Raw genomic sequence first — 16,274 nt, 5'->3', positions numbered from 1 at the left:
ATACAAAGGAACCAACGAATGACAAAATCTCTTCTGCTCGGATTTTCCTCTTTTGCAATCTCTTTCGCGATTTCATCCACATCCTTTGCGGTGATTCCTGACTACAAAGCCCCGGAACTCATGGCGCGGGCAAATGGTCCTGATTCCTACAACTTGCCGCCAATGTCTTTTCTCAATAGCACTTCTCCGAACATTAATAACAATGGCGATGTCAGCTTTAAGCTGATGGCGGTCGAGGGTGAAAACACCCAGGCTTTGTGGATCAATGGTAAAGTTGTATTTCGTGCGCCTGAAGGTAAAGTCATGACGGAACCTGCGATGAACGACAGCGGTCTGATTGCCGTATCGGTTTTTGAAGAAGCTTCCAGCGACGGGATCTTTGTCTACGATATGAAATCGGATTCGGTCGCCAATGTCCTTCCGAACCAGGGTACAGATTTGATTGCTCATAGTTATTTGCAAGTTCTTAAAAGTGGCGAAATCTTTTTCCGAGGCACCCACATGGGGCAGGATCACAGTTTTTATAGCTTCGACAAATCTCTGAATATGATATTCTCTGAAGGCGATGATACTTTGGGCTTCAAGGCCTCTTACCTTTTTGGCCCGATGGTCAATAACCGCCAGCAGATGGCCAGCAAAATTCGCCTCGGTGGCAAAATGGATTGGGACAATACTTTCCCGGATCAAATTCTTTTACTCAATGCGGACGGCACTCATCGCATAGTGGCTCGCGATCAAAAAAGTGATCCACAATCTCCTTTTGCAGGATTTGCCAACTCGGTTTCTCTTTCAGAAAATGGCCTTGTCGCTTTTGTCGGAATTCTTAAAGACGGCTCGAAAACTTTGGTGATTGACGATCAGGGAGTTCAAACTCGCTACGCAACTGAAGGTCAGGATGGCGTTTCAGAGATCGAACTATTTGCTCCTCAAGTCAATAGCCAAGGCATTGCCATCTTTCGCGCGAAAAACTCAAAAGGCCTCCGTGGAATCTATTTAGCCGATGGCCACGAGATTCGCCGCGTGATTGGTGAAGGCGATCAAATCCCAACAGACATGGGCATGGGGCGCATTCTTGCAAACCCGACCTTCCCGGGTTTTGGCGGAAATGTTCGTATCAACGAGCGTAATGAGATCGTGTTCTACACCATCATGAACTCAGCCGTGGGCAATCAAGAGTGGGGTTCGGGCGTTTATAAAATGAGCCCGTTGTTCTAATTTTCGACACCTTTTTGTAATTTTTCTCACGAGCTTTTTCTAAGCTCGTCTATATTCGCTATGACCTCTGGCGCGAACTTTGTAGTTATTCTGGCTACTGGGGAGAGGTCATGAAGACGTTCTTAGTGGGGTTTTTCTTAATTTTTGGGTTACAAGCAAATGCAGCGACAACAATGTCGACGGCGGAATTCATCGCGCACTACGTGCAAAAAGTGAATGACCGCCTTGAGACCATCAACACCGAACGCGCCTTAGAGGGCAGTCGCACTTACTGCGCACAACTCAGCGATGAGCAAATGAGCGAAATCGAAAACCTCTTTGTGACAAACACCACCGGCAAGGCAAATCAGATTGTCTATCGAGATCTTAGCCACATAACAGCCGGGCAGTTCATCGCCGATGCTTCAGAGAACCTCGGCTGCTTTCCGACTTCTTGGCTCCCGGGACGTTCCTCGATTGGTGGTTTCTTCTTCGGCACCAAGGCTTACGTGATGGATAACCTGCTGGTTCGTAAATCTCTCGAGGACCTCGCGGGACGCCCTTTCGATGACTCTGAGACCCTCTCTCAGCTACTTACACGATAGTTCCTGCGAATAAACGGGAACAATCAGAGACCCTTCCTTGCTAAAAGTCCTGTGGTCAGTATAAACTGGTCTTAAATTTCTTATTTATTTCCCCTAAATTAAGAATATGAGACTTTTTCCAGCGCTCTTATTTTTCTTAGCAGTGTCAACGGCTTACTCTAATGAAGATCTGACGGCAGTAAAAACTGTCTTACCTCTGGGGGCCCTCTCGAAGGGAACCACAATCACTTGGGATAACGTCGACTCTTCGCAGACATACTTTGTCCCGGGATCCACTGCCGGCAGCTACGAAAAAACAAATGCGAGTGGACTTCTCAATGTGAAATCAATTTCCAACTCCACTCTCAGCGCCTCAGACACCGAGGATCTTGTCAGTCGTGCCGCCAGCAACAGTCTTGTCGTCCAAAAATCTGATTTGCAAGCAAGCTCTCCGAGCTGTTTAACTTCAAGCACGAACACTTGCACACTCCAAAGTGACACTTCAACATTCGGCACCGGCATTTTCGATCTCATCGGAAAGTTCTTTAGTATGCTGAATCCGTTTAACTGGTTCAAATCGAGCGATCAAAAAGAAACCGGTAACAAAGCGGTTGTAAATGCCATGAACGACACCATCGCAAAAGGTAACTCCGTCTCTTCAGGGAATGCCAAACCTGCTTGCGGCCCGGAAGCGGGTATGGCAGCTCCTCCAGGGATGGCCGGCAACTGTGGGATACAGCAGGCCCTCGACGCTTATCGCGAAAATAAGAGTAAAATCGACGAAGACATTATCGTCTTCAATGACTTTTCTGATGGCGGCTTGATGGGTAAGATGTGGTTCTTAAAACCCGACGGCACACCGGCAAATATTATTGAGAAAAATCCGATTTGGGTTTCTCGAGGTGCGGGTGGTTTTGGCGCGGGGGCTGGTTCCCAGAAAACTCCGAACGGCGCCATTATGACAAAATCCTACCGCCCCCCTCGTGCAGGCAATATCAACGACGGAATTACACTTGTGGGACTAGAATCCGGCAACAGAGACATCACGGATCGCGGCGTCTTGCTACATGGCTGGGACCCGTTCTCGCCAACAGCGGGCTGCCTAGGTGTGGCTGGAACGATCGACACGGACACCAGAGGCCAGCGCGTGATGGGCTCGCCTCCACCTTATTTGGATGAGTTAAAAACCAAACTCTTCGCGAAGGGCTCAGTGATGATTTATAACTTCACCCCTGCGAAAAAAGCTCTTTGTAAGTAATTAGCGGCTACCGGCCGGAGTGAACCACACGTCGAGGACTTCTCCGGTTTTTTCCTGACCTTTTTCAATAAAGATAAACTTCGCACGGCCTTTGACTTCGGCGCGATTCCCGAAGCTCGTCACTGTCTTGTCGTCATAATCCAAAGAAATGGATTTAATGCGCTTATAAAGCGGCGAAAGCTCATCACGCTGTGAAAAGCCATCGCCATTCTTATCCTGCCACAAAAGCAGTTTCTTAAAGTCTTTGTCCTTCTCATCGATCACGCCGTCGTGATTCGTATCAAGAACGCGGAGAGCTTCAAAACCATTTTTAAATTCATCACTATTGCCGAAAAGTTCATCTTTTTTCGTGATGACACCGTCACCCAGTTTATCAAGCGCTATGAAGTATCCAGGCGCATTTTTCTCAGGCCATGTCGTCTTCCCTAAGTGAAGTGGGAACATCGACTCGCCGGTAAACTTCGGCCGCTTGTCATCAAAGAACACCATCAACGGCGAGTGATACCCCCCGCAATACCCTTCTTGGCCCGGGAAGGCAGCGTTGATCTCAATCGTCTTACCATCACGCGATTCATTCACAAGCACGTGGGCCGCCAAGTCCCCCGGTAGCCCCATGTAGGGACCGCGATCATCGCCGGGACCTCTGCGTACGACCTGTAGTTTTTCCTGAAACCAGTTGTACCAAATTTGGTAGTTCTTATTGTAAGTTACATCGTCACTGACGTTAGCAACAACTAATGGATTGTCGTTAAAAAACTTATTTGCTTCCGTCATATCTTTGAACGGCAAGGCTCTCTTAAGATATCCTTGGGCTCCCGCTTGACTGGTACAGCCTGAACATAACAAATTGGATATGGGTCCATAAATTGGAAAAGCCGGCTGCTCAACAGCCTGCACCTGTATGAAATCTTGCTCAAACTTTAAACTTACAAGTTCACCGTTTCGCACAAAGCTCATATTTCCATTGGCATCCACGGTCGCGGTTGTTGCAAGCGGAGTTTTGAAACGCACAACATTAGCAATCGCCGTTCCGCGCACCTTACTGCTGTCGGAAACCATCGCCTTATCCAAAGGCATCACTTGCCCCATTCCCGTCGCCGTCACGGCGCCAGCCGGATATTTCAACCAATAAGTACTTGTCGTTCCATCAGAATTGCGGATACCGACGACCAAAGTGACTGTTGAAATCGGAGAGAGAGGATTTGGAACTTGACGAAGATTCGTACCAAAACAGCTATTTTTTACTACAAATGTAACATTCCCATTACCACCGCGAGATACTTGTCCAGCAAGAACAACAGAATTAAATGTGCTACTGGCGGTAGCGCCCGTATTCACCGAAAGCGGAGCAGCTGCAGCCTTAGCTCCCTTATTGGAGCTTTGAGCCCACACATTAGTACCAAATAAGAGAATAAGAAACGTACCGACGTATTTCATGATGCTTCTCTCCTATTTCTCCGGCCTGTTGAGCTGGAAATACACAATGGGGTCATTCGTAGCTTTTCTTGAAAAAACAGCCGTCGTAATATTAGTCGCCAAAGTCTGGTCACTGGCCCAATTATTATTCTGCCCATCCCACATTCTACGAATAAGCGTATTGGTACCGGCGACCTTACCGGCCTCCAGCCTATATTGAATCAGCCTTAAAGGACGAAGACGGACAATGGCGGCTCCTCCACCTGCCGGAGGGACCGACCGCAAAAAAACATCTTCAGAATTAATATCTTTCGCCGGATAGAGCGGATGAGTTGTATTAAAGAGTCCTGGCAACATGGATACCAATGATTTTAACGGCGAAGTTCCACCCTGGACAACTCCAACAAATGAAGGTGAGCGCGGCGTACTTGCATAGTCAGGAACCCCGTTTTTTAAGTTTCGAACTGCCGTTGGAGTATCTAGCATTAAAATTCTTCCGGTGCTCCAATATGCTGGATTTTGCAAAGCAAGATAATTATCCTTATTTAAAGAAACAAAAGTGAGCTGAGCTGCTTGATCAAATTGCAGCGGTTCTTCGCCAACACTATAAGCCATCACCGGTTCATAGAAAATAGCTCCACCAGGAGACTCATCAATCGTCGCCATCGTAAAGGTCGACTTTTTTGAGATATCCATTGTATATTCTCGAGCAGAATTCGTAATCGTGGTTTTATCTATAGCATCCGAAACGTAATCGAAAAAATTCTTCCCGGCGTCATCTATCATAATCACATTATTAAAAGAAGGTTCTGATCCTTTCAAATCACGCATCAAAACACGTTCTGCGATTTCAGACTCGGTCGCGTCGGAAATTTGCTTTTCAAGGCCTTTCAAACTCTTACTTGATTCGGCAATAATCATCGCCGTGGCGCCGGTCACGATCCCCAGCAAACCAATCGCAATGAGTGTTTCTACTAATGAAAAGCCTCTATTATTCATCATTTTATACTCACGTACGTTTGATAATACTCAGATTCTTTCCACTCTTTATGAGTCACCATAACGTTCACCAAAAAAAGTCCAGACTGAGTCGTCGGTTGAATCGTATAGCCCAGGCGACCTGGACAATCCGGACAGTCCTCTACCCTGCCGATGTAGTCTTTATTCCACGCCATTGGCAAATTATCCGCACTCAGCTGGGTATTTGAATCAAAATTAATCTGATAAGCCTGAAGATTCGGGCGAATACTCTCGACCAAATTATTAATCTGCTTCATCACAATACTCGAATTCACAGCTTTCAAGTGAATCGCTTGGTAGTTTAAGAATCCCAATGAAAAAAGGGATCCGACCGTCACGATCATCGCCAAGGCCACAAGAACCTCTAAAATGGTAAAACCTTTTTGGTTCAACTTCATATTCCGGCATCCCTTGAAATTTCAATGACATTAAAATTCAATAAGCGGTTTTTACAGACGGTCGATTTAATCGGGTCCGCCGATGCGTTTGTCTTCAAAAATCCACAATCGGGATCTACTGCGGTCCACGTAAACGGATCCGCCTTCGAGCGCAAAGATATTGCATTACAGCTATATGAGTTAGCTAAATCCACTTGCGACGGATAAGGGTGCCACAACGGGAAGTCGACATCTTGACAGCGCACATCTGTATAAGAGGTCCTTAAGATACCAGCTTCTCTCAAATCATAGACTGACATCGGACTAAAGATAGAGCTCCACCGTAAACCATACTCATACACGCTTGGATCAATTGTCATTTTGAGTGCGATTATCGTACCAATAATTCTTAAAGGAGTAGTTCTCTTCTCGATGATTAGATTATCGCAAGTATAGAATCCTGCTACAAAATCTGCCGTCGCCTGAATTCGGCATTCTTTTGCGATGGATTTCACCAGGAAAACCGAAGTTCCTTTTACCTTTGAGGCATTCATGTCATTTAGAATGAAAATCTCATTCTGCGATCCTGTGAAATCCCAAGAAAGACGTGCACTATCAAGGAAAGAGACATTCCAATCCGCCCCATCAAAGGCTGTACTGAAATCCGCGGCAGACGACGAGCAAAGTGCATCTAAGTCTTCGTCTGAGCCCCCTTCACCCTGGAACCCCCTCGAATTCCAGTTTTTATCCATCAAATATTGAACGACACCAAAATTCGTTCCAGTCCAAGCAAAATCAATTATCCCCTGCATGTTGCTCTGACGCCAAGGAGTCATCGACCAGCCTCTGTAATAACTCACATCGTAGGCCTGAATCTCCATCCAAACATGCATAAGATTACCGGCGCTATCACGAAGAGCTTTCTCGTAAGTAAAACTCATAGTCAGCTGTCGATATGACGGATTTTGCCGAGCTCGATCCAAATCAATACGAATTACCGGCTGCTTGTCTTTCAAACTATTTGCATCATTTAAGTCACTTTGCATAGAAGCAACATTTTTAGTGTATGCATCGACGTCAGCTTTCGCCTTCGCAAGAGTTGTCTCTTGCGTACTGATCTTGGCTTTTAATGAGTTAATCGTCGCGGTCAAAGCATCTACTTTTGTCTGATCGTAGTACTCCGTAGGGTCCGCCGTAGGAGAAGGAGAAACCGTTGCAGTTGGAGATGGTGATGGAGAAATTGTTGCCGACGGCGACGGCGACACCGTCGCTGAAGGCGATGGAGAAACCGTTTCTGTCGGTGAAGGCGAAACCGTCGGAGAAGGTGTTGGACTTGTCGAAGGTGTCGGGGTTGGAGTTGGTTTAGCTTTCTCCGCCGCCAGATTATCTTGTGCAGCTTTTAATTGTGCATACAACCCAGGACTCGGAGGACCATTAAGAGCATTTTCAGCCGACTTTTGAGCGGCCCCTGCATCATCAAGTTTCTTTTGAGCATTCTGCAAGTCACTTTTTAATTTGTTAATATAGACCTGCATATCTACTTTAGGGCTAAATTCAAGGTACCCACCATTATCGCCAATTGGTGCTTCCACAACGAGGTTTCCCACATGAACTTTTACGGTCACAGCAACTTTTCCAGTATCCGAAGTGTAGGGATTTCCATTGACCTTACTATAGTCATTGACGTTCGTGTAATAGTCTATTCTCTGCTTATTAAAGCGATTATCACCCGTCAAAAAAAGGTTATATTTAAACTGCCCACTAAGAACTTGCGGATCTACACGAACCCCCTGTAGGACGCTGTCTTTCGTGGTCGTAAGATCGGCTAGACGCTTATTACGCTCGATACACTTATTCACAAGATTTAAATCGGGACTGCCTGCACCCGTCGTAAGACCCGCCAGTGCCTCAAGCCCGGCATCGCTCACGCCATCAACATCAATGCCCTTTACAAAACCACCAAACTCTCGCGCCTGCACCCAAAGCTGATCACCATCAGCACCTTGTGTTCGAGTTGAGTAGAGAGTGTCACTCGGAAATTTAACCCGGCCAGCTCCGAGCACAACACGATCATTGAAGCTCACGGGAGTATACTGTGTGTCTCCATCTAGAGGCCCACGATTAGGCAAAATAATATCACGATTTACAAAAACCGGACTGTCGAAGGAAATGCCTGGATATTTCAAAGCTGTAGCACGACTGTCATACATCTGGAAAAAATTGTCGCCAGTTCCGAGACCTACACTAGACTTCTTATCTAAATGAAGATCCCGAGGTAAAATGAGCGCAAAGCCAGAAAGTTCTCGCGGGTACACACCCACGTAAGAGGTCGCTTGAAGACGGCTGCTTCCGACAACAATGACATTGCCAGCCTTATTTAAAAGCGCCGTGACGATCTTAAGATAAACCTCGCGTCCATTCTGTGGAAGGCTTGCTCTATGATCTCGATATACACCCACTCGGATTGAGCTGACTTCACTCATCTTCTTAAGGCCGACCATCATCGAATAGATCGGATGGGCATCGGAAAAATTCGCGAGAGAAATGGTTTTCTCAAAACTCTCTAGTTGAAGCGGAGTCGCATAAGCTACTGTGAGCTGTTTGCTTGCGATCATATTTAGAATAACCCGGGCCGAGTCATTACCCATAATCACGCGTTCCACACTTGCTGGATGGGCCAAAGTACAAGCTGACGTATTCTCGGGCAGCCAGGCATCAGTGAAGCACCAGCGTTTTTTCAAACCCAACAATGTATAGTCAATCATGGAATGGAGGGCCAGATGCGCCTTCATGACGTGTTCGTTCGATTTGGTTTCACGGTTTTGATCCATGACCAATGTGGAAACGCCGTAAAATGCGAACGTCATAAACAATGTAACGAGGAGCGCGTACAAAATCGCACTCCCCCGTTGTTTAGTTGCACGCGCAAGTAGCGCCTGTCGTTTACTTCTCATGGTGTTTTCCTCTGTGATATTGATCGGCTAGACGAGGACAACACTGTAAACAACGCCATCAGGTCTCGCTTTGAGAAATCGAGCACTATTCATGTTGTTTTCTGATAGCTTAGGCCGCAAAGACCCCATCAAAAGGGAAACTCAAATTTCGAAGGTTCTTGGCGGAACAGAGGTATTTCTGCTCCCATATGTACCCCTTGAGCAATTTAAGGTACGCGTCTCAAAATCGCGCAAAGCCGTTTCCATTTTACATTCACAAAGCTAAAACTTGTGTTTATAAACAAAGACTTATATTTATTTAACCATGCTTGAAGTGAACCGTTCAGCCTCATACAACCCTGAGTATGCTCAGTATTTGGAGACCCTTGCCGGTCTGCTCAGCGACCTTGGTTATAAAGTAAAGCCCTATCACGACGCTTGCTTACCAAACTTTAGCCGCCATACCGACAGTCAGAAAGCGGAAATTATCCGCGGTATCCGCGCCTACTGTGAAGCCCTTCAAGACGTTTGCAAATTTGACGACAACATCGACATGGGTCAATTCGTTTGGCGCTTTCTTCTCCGCTTAGGAATTGCCCCCAGCCAAGATCTATTCACGACTCTTGAGAATGAAAAATTCATTCAGATCTACAACCCAGATCAGTTCCAAATCTTCCGCAGCCTGCGTTGCTTTGAGCGCTGCTCATTCACGCTCGAGGAGCTGACGTCACGTTCATGGTACGAACTCTGGGAGCGCGACAGCCTTTTCTTCTACGCCCTCACGGGTCTTGCAACCAAGCTTATTCAATTCATGAAGCCGGGCTTGCTGCGCCTCGATTTCCCTTACCACACTGTGCGTGAGGTGGAGTCAGAATGCCTCTTTGATTTCCGTTATAAAATCAAATCCGTTTCCGTACTGACCCGCCACAAGCGCGCTCAGGCCGCCGTTCTTATCGAAGACTGGAAATTCTAAGAACACACTTAGGTCTAGCTCAGCAAAACTCCCCTTTGTTGCCCCCGGGATCTCAGAGACAATAAAGGAATGAAAAACGTCGCATTTTTCTCTCTGACAATTCTTTCTTTAATCCTAACATCTTGTGCCCAGTTCTCGGCGAAAACGAGCCGCGAAGTGGCGTCCTTGCAGACACCGGCAAATCTGGAAGGCATTTGGTTCCTGCAAGGCACCAACAGCCAGCGCGGGCCTTATAACGGCGAAATCGAGCTTCGCCGGACCGCTGATGGCACCTATGACGTCGTTCGTGCGGTGACCTACATCAATTATTATTACGAGGGATTTAAAGTCCAAGAGATCTGGACCGGCAAAGCCGTTGCCGACAGCTCCTCGTTAACTGTGAGCTACACTCTAAAGCAAGCTGACTATATCACCCGCCTTGGCAATCTTCGCCGCGATCCGAAGGATTTCAAATCGGGATTGAATATTCTTGAGCACTTCACAGACTCAAGCAAAGGCCTTGCTGCGCAATTCGGCGTGCGCGATATTTCAACCTACTCGGAATGGATTACAACACGCCGGAATCTGGAATCAGAACCTCTCTGGGTCGATCAACGAGTAAAGCTCGATGCCAAAGGCGACGATGTTCCGCTGGCAGTCCGCGCCGTGATCAAGGCCTTCAAACTGCGCATCGGTTTTGAAAAAGACCCTCTCGTCAAATCATACAGTCAGCGTAAAGAGTATAAAGACGAAAACCCTTACGTGATTTTCGATCCGACGGACTATGAGTTCTATCAAAAGACCAAAGACACTCTTCGCGTTACCAACAAAGTCACCGACAACATCAGCCTGACCGAAGTCCTCGTAAAAAGAAACGCCTATGCGCCGACATACGAGGAAAAAGCCGCCGGCTTTGAAAAGAACGCCACTTCACATTTTAATGCCGCCGGCATGCTCGTCGCACGAAAAATCGATATAGCCACTCAGCAACCGACCGATGAGCAATATGATGGTGACTCGACTCTTTGGACGGGAATGTATGTGGCCTCTCAAGCCATGCGCTACATGATCACCCAAGACAAAGAAGCCCTCGAGAATGTACGTAAGTCCTTAAAAGCGATGTTCATTCTTCTGGATATCACGGGAGACCGTAAGGAGTTCGCACGGACTCTGCAAGCCTATGATCCCAACACAAAGCTTTCAGAAAAATGGCATCGCGGCACCGGACCATATGATAAGTGGATGTGGCTTGAAGGCGGCAATAACGACATGATCAAAGGGGTCGCACATTCCTTCTTGTGGGCGAGTCTCGTCATCCCCAAAACGGAGACCGACATCTGGGATCAACTGAAAGAAAAATCCCGCCGTCTGGGCGAACTCAGCGTCATGGAAGAAAAACCCCAGAATAAACCGACCGCTTTGGGACTGGCGGCTCTGATCAATGACGACAAAGATCTTCGCCAGAAATACATCGATGCCTATAAAAGCCTTCGCGTAAAAGTTTCGGGTTACAGCTTTACCACCGATTTCTATTGGCATGGAAGTGCCGATTGGAGCGGCATCAATCTCGGCATGGTCGGCAATATCACAAACATCATGCTCGCCGACAAACTGGGGGCGACAGAAATTCGTGATCAACTGCGCGAACGGATGATGGATGAGTGGCTCGTATACCGTCCCACTCGCCGCCACCTTCATACACTGGCCACTTACGCTTTTGCGTACAGCCATGGCACCCGTGGAGATAAGTTCCGCAAAAAATCGAGCGACGCCGAATTCAAAGCGGCTCTAGAGCACTCTTTCTGGGGCCTTCGCGAGATTCCTTACCCACGCCCGACATTCTTAGATGTTGAAGTGGATCACTCTCTCAACCCCGAATGGTGCTTGTCACCGATTCCGAGACTGTTCTGGAAGGCGGCAAAAACTCCTCCGCCACCTGTGGATTATTTTTATCAAGGCCTCTACAACTATCCGATTTTTGAACAAGAAGCTTTCGATAGCAATTTCGTATGGAAGAGCGGCGCCTTCGCCTATCAGACATCCCATCCTGCAGGGCTTGAGTACTCTGGTGTAGACTACCTCTACGCATACTGGGTGGCACGCTATGCAGGGCTTCTTAAAAACTAATCTTCGACGGGATTAAAACGAATCCGAACCGTCGTCCCCTGGGAGTTGTCCCAATGCAGCTCCCAGTTATAGATTTCACAAATCGTCTTAACCCAAGCTAAGCCCAGCCCCACACCCCCAACAACGCTGGAGCCAAGTCCTTTGTTGAAAGGCGCCCCCAGGCGACCGAGAACCTCATTCGGAATGCCGGGACCACGATCTCTGACGGTGAGCTCTAAATCAAGGAACTGAACTTCCACCGTGCCTTCGGAATATTTCAAAGCGTTGCCGACAAGATTACGAACGACTTGTTCTAAATGAAGAGGATTGCAAAGCACCAAGAAGTCTTTGCTTGGCAAAAATTGTATACGACCGCCAAAAACTTTTTCGAAGTTGAGCTCTTCTTGCCTGCACACCCGGTCAATATGAACCGCATAGAGGTTATCGACCTGGCGAGAGGACACCGTCTCAGCCCAGCTTAAAAAACCAGAAATCGTTTCGGAAATTTTGTCGATATTGGCCTGGATGTCATTTTTTGTGTCTTTGTCGACGCTGTACCGCTGAGTCACCAACTCAAAATCACGGTTTAAAATCGTCAATGGCGTCTTTAACTCATGAGCCATTTGAAACGACCAAGTCTTCATAAACTTACGATTCACATTAATCTTCTCAACCATCCCTTTTAAAACCGCGAGCAAATTCAAAAACTCATCGCCGTGGGGCGCCGGCCCCATTTCCACCGCAAGAGCTGTCGGCATTGCCGGTAAGTCGGCATTGGCCTCAAAGGATTTCGTCACTGAGTTGATATACAAAGATAAAGAGTGAATCGCCGAAAAAAGGTATGAAGAAAGGACCCAAGTTAAAACAAGCATCAACGATAAAATCAGTGCCACCATCAGCCAAGTCGTTTTACTGACATAAACCAGGGACATTGATTTCGCATCAGCGATCACCCCCACTTGCATGGTGCGATTCGGAACCCGCGGCAAATCCAAATTTACCAAACGCACAAAGTGTTTGGGCAAGCTGAGAGTCACCCACAGCGGCTTACGATCAATATCGACTCCCAGGCGCTCAATATTCTGAGTTTGAAAAAGAATTTCCCCTGTATGTTCATTGCGAACGATAAAAAATTTATCGACACTGTCAGGACCTAACTCTTCTGAAATAATCTCATCGGCCTTTTCGTAGTCGTAGGTCTTAAGTTCCAGAAGCTTTGAATCGATGATGGCGGTCGCCGTCTGACGAATCTGATCATCGATGTAACTCAGTCTTTCGCTACGAAAGTAATAAAGTAAAATCACCCCAATGGAAGCCGTCGAGGTAAAAATCACCAAAAACGAGATAAGAAAAAACTTACGCCTCAAGCCAGTAACCCACGTTGCGTGCATTTTTGATCGCAACGCTTGCAGAAGACGACTCCAGTTTACGGCGAAGGTTATTAATCGTGGCCTCGACGACCTTCGTATCTACTTCCGCTTTAGAGTTCCAGACTTTTGAAAGCAAAACTTCACGGGGATAAATCTTGCCAGGATTTTCACAAAACAAAATCAACAATTGATATTCTTTTGCCGAAACCGGCACGGCCTCCTGCCCGACAAGCAGACTGCGAGACTCTTTATCGAGGGCCAGATTCCCCAGCTCCACCCGGAGGGACGGCATCACATCTTTACGGCGATAAAGGGCCTTAATACGTGCTGACAACTCCACCGCAGAAAAAGGCTTTGCAAGATAGTCATCAGCCCCCGCATCCAATGCCCGGGCTTTTTCAAGGGGAGTATCAATCGCGGAAACGATGATAATTTTCGTATCCGCAAAAGTAGATTTAATATCGCCAATGAGAGAAACTGAATCCGTGTTTTGCAGCAAACGATCCAGCACAATAACATGGGGGTAAAATGATTTGTTTTTTAAAACCTGCTGCAGGGCGGTCGCGCTGGTGGCCGTTTTCACAGTGCCACCATCTGACTCAGCAAGGAACGTCATTTTCTTCAGGATTTCAACTTCATCATCAACAATAAGAATTTTCATGCGCTCATCTTCTTACAAACAGCCGCACTTTTCAAATAGAGTGCGGTGCACAGAAGTATGAGTTAAAGCATTTTTTACCCTCAGAGATTGTGATTTTTCGTTGGTAAACTACTCTTGAGAAGTCGCTTAAAGACAAAGTAGATCCCCTACTTAGTTTTGCGGGCTTTAGATTTCTAAGGCCCGTTTTTTCTTCTAAATAAACCCACAAACGCTTTCCCTCCTCCGGGAAGCGGTCCGCAAATAAAAAACCCCGTGGTTCGCCCCACGGGGTTTTAAGTTTTAAATTCCATTTTGTTTTAGAACAAGTACCCAAGGGTCAGCATCGGCATAATCTCATCATGAGTGTAATGATCTAGAGCCGCATTGTTTTCATCCTTCTTGTAGGTGATCGTTCGATAGGTCAGTTCGACGCCCACAATGAAGCTTCCGTTAATCGCGGTAAGGTACCCGAGATCGCCCTGATATCCAGAGCCCTGCTTATAGTTCGTACCTTCGGTCGCAGAGAAAATATAATGCGCCATCGCGTAGAACCCCATAGATCCGACGTAACCGATGGAGCCTGCCGTGGCAGAACCCGCCGTCGAGGAGCCTCCCGCATCGTAACTGCGTGAGGTGTACATACCGCCGAGATACCAACCGTCGCCTTCAAGATAACCGAGCTTCACGTCGTAAACAGCCCCTTTCGTATCTGAGGTCGTTGTCGAACCACCGGACTGAGTTTGAGTTTTATCCGTATTGTAGAAACCATTGAATGTCAGCATCACGCCGGAACCGCCACTACCGCCGCGAGCGTGCGCCGTTGCTGCAAAAGCCAGAGAGGAAGCAAGAATCAGAGCTGAGAACCACATGTTTTTCATAAGCACTCCTTACTTGTTTGTGTTCAGAATCCATTCTGAACCGGACTCTAAAATTATACCCTGAGCTTGCAAATAAGATATCTTTTTCGCCCACTCTTCTCGCGGCAACTGTGAATCTAATTCCATCATCAGGACCTGATCTAGGAGTTGGTCGAGTGTGTACTTTCTATCCTCCTGTAGCACATCCGCAATCGCCGCGTCCCAGAGATCCATTTTATAATCACGGATCTTTTTAGAAGAGTGGTCGTAATAAAAAATAGAAAGCCCCGGAGACAACTCGACCTCCGCCACTTCTTCAGCCGTGTAGAGACTTTGCAAAGAAGGATTTACAAGCAACCGCCCCTGTTCGGCTGGCGGAAAACCAAAATCAGCAAAACTTAAATAGGACCAAAGCCACTCTTTTTGCGCGATGAGGTAAAGACGAGGGTCCTGAAGTTTGCGTTTCAAAAACACCGGCAAATAGCGAAAGTGCGCGCTGAGCAAAGGTCCTTCCCAAGGCACTTCCTTCAAGTAATCCTTGAGCAGTTCACGCACCCCGCCCTTCAGATAAGCTCCGGTTTGGGGAAACTGCTTTTTAAACTCTTCAAGTAATACTTCAAGCAGGTATTCCGATGGCGCAACCGGAAGCTTCACGGGCCGAACAGAGGCCGGCTGCAGCCACTGCAAAGTCTCTGTTAGTAACGCTTCATACAGGCTTGCCTGCGCTGTAGGCACAAGTTCTTTATGGGTCAGAAGCTCTGCCGGAATTGCCCTCGCTAGAAGCTCTTCTCGACGGGCTGCGCCTACGCCGAGAACCTCATAATCCTTCACCTGCCGAAGCTCTTGTTTTCTCATCATGATTTTTAAATTCTACCGACGGAATTTATGGAAGCGCAAGCCCGCTCTCGGGACTCGGTGTCCGCACTAAAATAACACGCGGGGCTAACTAGAGTTTTTATTTTTGACCGGGCGCTGCTCGCATGCCAGAAACTGTTGCCATGAAGTACATATTCTTCCTGTTAGCGACATTCTCATTCCAGTTTGTACTTGGAGTTCAAGCCTTTAGTGGTTACATGACCAAAAAGGGCGTGAACTATTATTTCACACCAAAAAGTTCTGAATTGTTCTACAAAATCTCAGCTGGAAATCCGGATGTTCAAGACAGTCTTTCTCGTCTTGAAAATGGCGACTTCATCGCCGGCAACGGAACGCTTGATACGACCAACAAAAAACTCTCCATCGACAGCGTCGACTACGTCGGCCTTCGCAAACTTCTTGGGCCGTGGATCGGCTCTGAAGGCACGATGGTGTTTAAAGATTTCTCAACCATGCGCTTTACTCCGCGCTTTAGAGATATCAACTTGGATTCGCGTCTTACCAATTATCAAAAAGAATTCCGCTACAGCGTCACCCCAAGTGACGGCAATGAGTGGGGACTCTTTCTGTCAGACGACAAGAGCACAACCTTCGCAACCGTGGAATTTACAAAGAATAAAGTCATCATGAAGATCTTTGAGTCTGAAAGTGGTAAGATTGTACGCACTCTCAAACTTGAAAGACCTTAAGC

General features: G+C 47.2%; 14 protein-coding genes. 6 read left to right on the top strand and 8 right to left on the bottom strand.

The window, feature by feature from the left end:
- Window positions 1-18: 18 nt before the first annotated feature.
- The 3 genes from JSU04_14965 (at window position 19) to JSU04_14955 (ending at window position 3,036) form a co-directional block, all read left to right on the top strand.
- A complete protein-coding gene (locus tag JSU04_14965) occupies window positions 19-1,215 on the top strand; it encodes a hypothetical protein (protein ID MBS1971610.1) in 1,197 nt (398 codons plus the stop codon).
- 110 nt (window positions 1,216-1,325) lie between these two features.
- Window positions 1,326-1,799, top strand: coding sequence for a hypothetical protein (locus JSU04_14960; GenBank protein ID MBS1971609.1), 474 nt, complete (start codon window positions 1,326-1,328; stop codon window positions 1,797-1,799).
- Window positions 1,800-1,905: 106 nt separating this feature from the next.
- Window positions 1,906-3,036, top strand: a complete 1,131-nt coding sequence (locus JSU04_14955) for a hypothetical protein (GenBank protein ID MBS1971608.1) — start codon at window positions 1,906-1,908, stop codon at window positions 3,034-3,036.
- Here the strand turns inward: JSU04_14955 and JSU04_14950 are convergent, their stop codons facing one another.
- Genes JSU04_14950 through JSU04_14935 form a run of 4 tightly spaced genes read right to left on the bottom strand, consistent with a single transcriptional unit; the run spans window position 3,037 to window position 8,803 of the window.
- Window positions 3,037-4,473, bottom strand: coding sequence for a hypothetical protein (locus tag JSU04_14950; GenBank protein ID MBS1971607.1), 1,437 nt, complete (start codon window positions 4,471-4,473; stop codon window positions 3,037-3,039).
- A 12-nt stretch (window positions 4,474-4,485) separates the two neighbouring features.
- Complete coding sequence (locus tag JSU04_14945) at window positions 4,486-5,454, bottom strand: prepilin-type N-terminal cleavage/methylation domain-containing protein (GenBank protein MBS1971606.1); 969 nt, start codon at window positions 5,452-5,454, stop codon at window positions 4,486-4,488.
- The gene (locus JSU04_14940) at window positions 5,451-5,870 is read right to left on the bottom strand and encodes a prepilin-type N-terminal cleavage/methylation domain-containing protein (GenBank protein MBS1971605.1); all 420 of its coding nucleotides are present in this window, start codon (window positions 5,868-5,870) and stop codon (window positions 5,451-5,453) included. The genes JSU04_14945 and JSU04_14940 overlap by 4 nt, the downstream gene beginning before the upstream one ends.
- Complete coding sequence (locus JSU04_14935; GenBank protein ID MBS1971604.1) at window positions 5,867-8,803, bottom strand: hypothetical protein; 2,937 nt, start codon at window positions 8,801-8,803, stop codon at window positions 5,867-5,869. The genes JSU04_14940 and JSU04_14935 overlap by 4 nt, the downstream gene beginning before the upstream one ends.
- A 373-nt stretch (window positions 8,804-9,176) precedes the next feature.
- Between JSU04_14935 and JSU04_14930 the strand changes: the two genes are divergently transcribed.
- A complete protein-coding gene (locus JSU04_14930; protein MBS1971603.1) occupies window positions 9,177-9,755 on the top strand; it encodes a hypothetical protein in 579 nt (192 codons plus the stop codon).
- Window positions 9,756-9,824: 69 nt separating this feature from the next.
- On the top strand, window positions 9,825-11,861 hold the full coding sequence (locus JSU04_14925) for a hypothetical protein (protein MBS1971602.1): 2,037 nt from the start codon (window positions 9,825-9,827) through the stop codon (window positions 11,859-11,861).
- Here JSU04_14925 and JSU04_14920 read toward each other — a convergent pair.
- The 4 genes from JSU04_14920 to JSU04_14905 form a co-directional block, all read right to left on the bottom strand.
- Complete coding sequence (locus JSU04_14920; protein MBS1971601.1) at window positions 11,858-13,144, bottom strand: HAMP domain-containing histidine kinase; 1,287 nt, start codon at window positions 13,142-13,144, stop codon at window positions 11,858-11,860. The genes JSU04_14925 and JSU04_14920 overlap by 4 nt on opposite strands.
- A gap of 52 nt (window positions 13,145-13,196) precedes the next feature.
- Window positions 13,197-13,871, bottom strand: a complete 675-nt coding sequence (locus tag JSU04_14915; protein ID MBS1971600.1) for a response regulator transcription factor — start codon at window positions 13,869-13,871, stop codon at window positions 13,197-13,199.
- 296 nt (window positions 13,872-14,167) lie between these two features.
- Entirely contained in the window at window positions 14,168-14,728 is a 561-nt protein-coding gene (locus JSU04_14910) for a hypothetical protein (protein MBS1971599.1), read from the bottom strand.
- 9 nt (window positions 14,729-14,737) lie between these two features.
- Window positions 14,738-15,565 (bottom strand): hypothetical protein, encoded by an 828-nt coding sequence (locus JSU04_14905; protein ID MBS1971598.1) that lies wholly within the window; start codon window positions 15,563-15,565, stop codon window positions 14,738-14,740.
- A 140-nt stretch (window positions 15,566-15,705) separates the two neighbouring features.
- Between JSU04_14905 and JSU04_14900 the strand changes: the two genes are divergently transcribed.
- The gene (locus tag JSU04_14900; protein ID MBS1971597.1) at window positions 15,706-16,272 is read left to right on the top strand and encodes a hypothetical protein; all 567 of its coding nucleotides are present in this window, start codon (window positions 15,706-15,708) and stop codon (window positions 16,270-16,272) included.
- The last annotated feature ends 2 nt before the right edge of the window (window positions 16,273-16,274 follow it).

The sequence above is a fragment of the Bdellovibrionales bacterium genome (assembly GCA_018266295.1).
Taxonomy (GTDB): Bacteria; Bdellovibrionota; Bdellovibrionia; order Bdellovibrionales; family Bdellovibrionaceae; genus JACMRP01.
Note: the sequence above shows the minus strand (reverse complement) of the source record. Positions and strands in the feature narration are given on the sequence as shown.

Bases quoted from the DNA above. Each gene is read 5' to 3' on its own strand.
- JSU04_14935 (MBS1971604.1), bottom strand. From the start codon at position 8,803: ATGAGAAGTAAACGACAGGCGCTACTTGCGCGTGCAACTAAACAACGG.
- JSU04_14955 (MBS1971608.1), top strand. From the start codon at position 1,906: ATGAGACTTTTTCCAGCGCTCTTATTTTTCTTAGCAGTGTCAACGGCT.
- JSU04_14940 (MBS1971605.1), bottom strand. From the start codon at position 5,870: ATGAAGTTGAACCAAAAAGGTTTTACCATTTTAGAGGTTCTTGTGGCC.
- JSU04_14965 (MBS1971610.1), top strand. From the start codon at position 19: ATGACAAAATCTCTTCTGCTCGGATTTTCCTCTTTTGCAATCTCTTTC.
- JSU04_14960 (MBS1971609.1), top strand. From the start codon at position 1,326: ATGAAGACGTTCTTAGTGGGGTTTTTCTTAATTTTTGGGTTACAAGCA.
- JSU04_14910 (MBS1971599.1), bottom strand. From the start codon at position 14,728: ATGAAAAACATGTGGTTCTCAGCTCTGATTCTTGCTTCCTCTCTGGCT.
- JSU04_14945 (MBS1971606.1), bottom strand. From the start codon at position 5,454: ATGATGAATAATAGAGGCTTTTCATTAGTAGAAACACTCATTGCGATT.
- JSU04_14950 (MBS1971607.1), bottom strand. From the start codon at position 4,473: ATGAAATACGTCGGTACGTTTCTTATTCTCTTATTTGGTACTAATGTG.
- JSU04_14905 (MBS1971598.1), bottom strand. From the start codon at position 15,565: ATGATGAGAAAACAAGAGCTTCGGCAGGTGAAGGATTATGAGGTTCTC.
- JSU04_14900 (MBS1971597.1), top strand. From the start codon at position 15,706: ATGAAGTACATATTCTTCCTGTTAGCGACATTCTCATTCCAGTTTGTA.
- JSU04_14915 (MBS1971600.1), bottom strand. From the start codon at position 13,871: ATGAAAATTCTTATTGTTGATGATGAAGTTGAAATCCTGAAGAAAATG.
- JSU04_14925 (MBS1971602.1), top strand. From the start codon at position 9,825: ATGAAAAACGTCGCATTTTTCTCTCTGACAATTCTTTCTTTAATCCTA.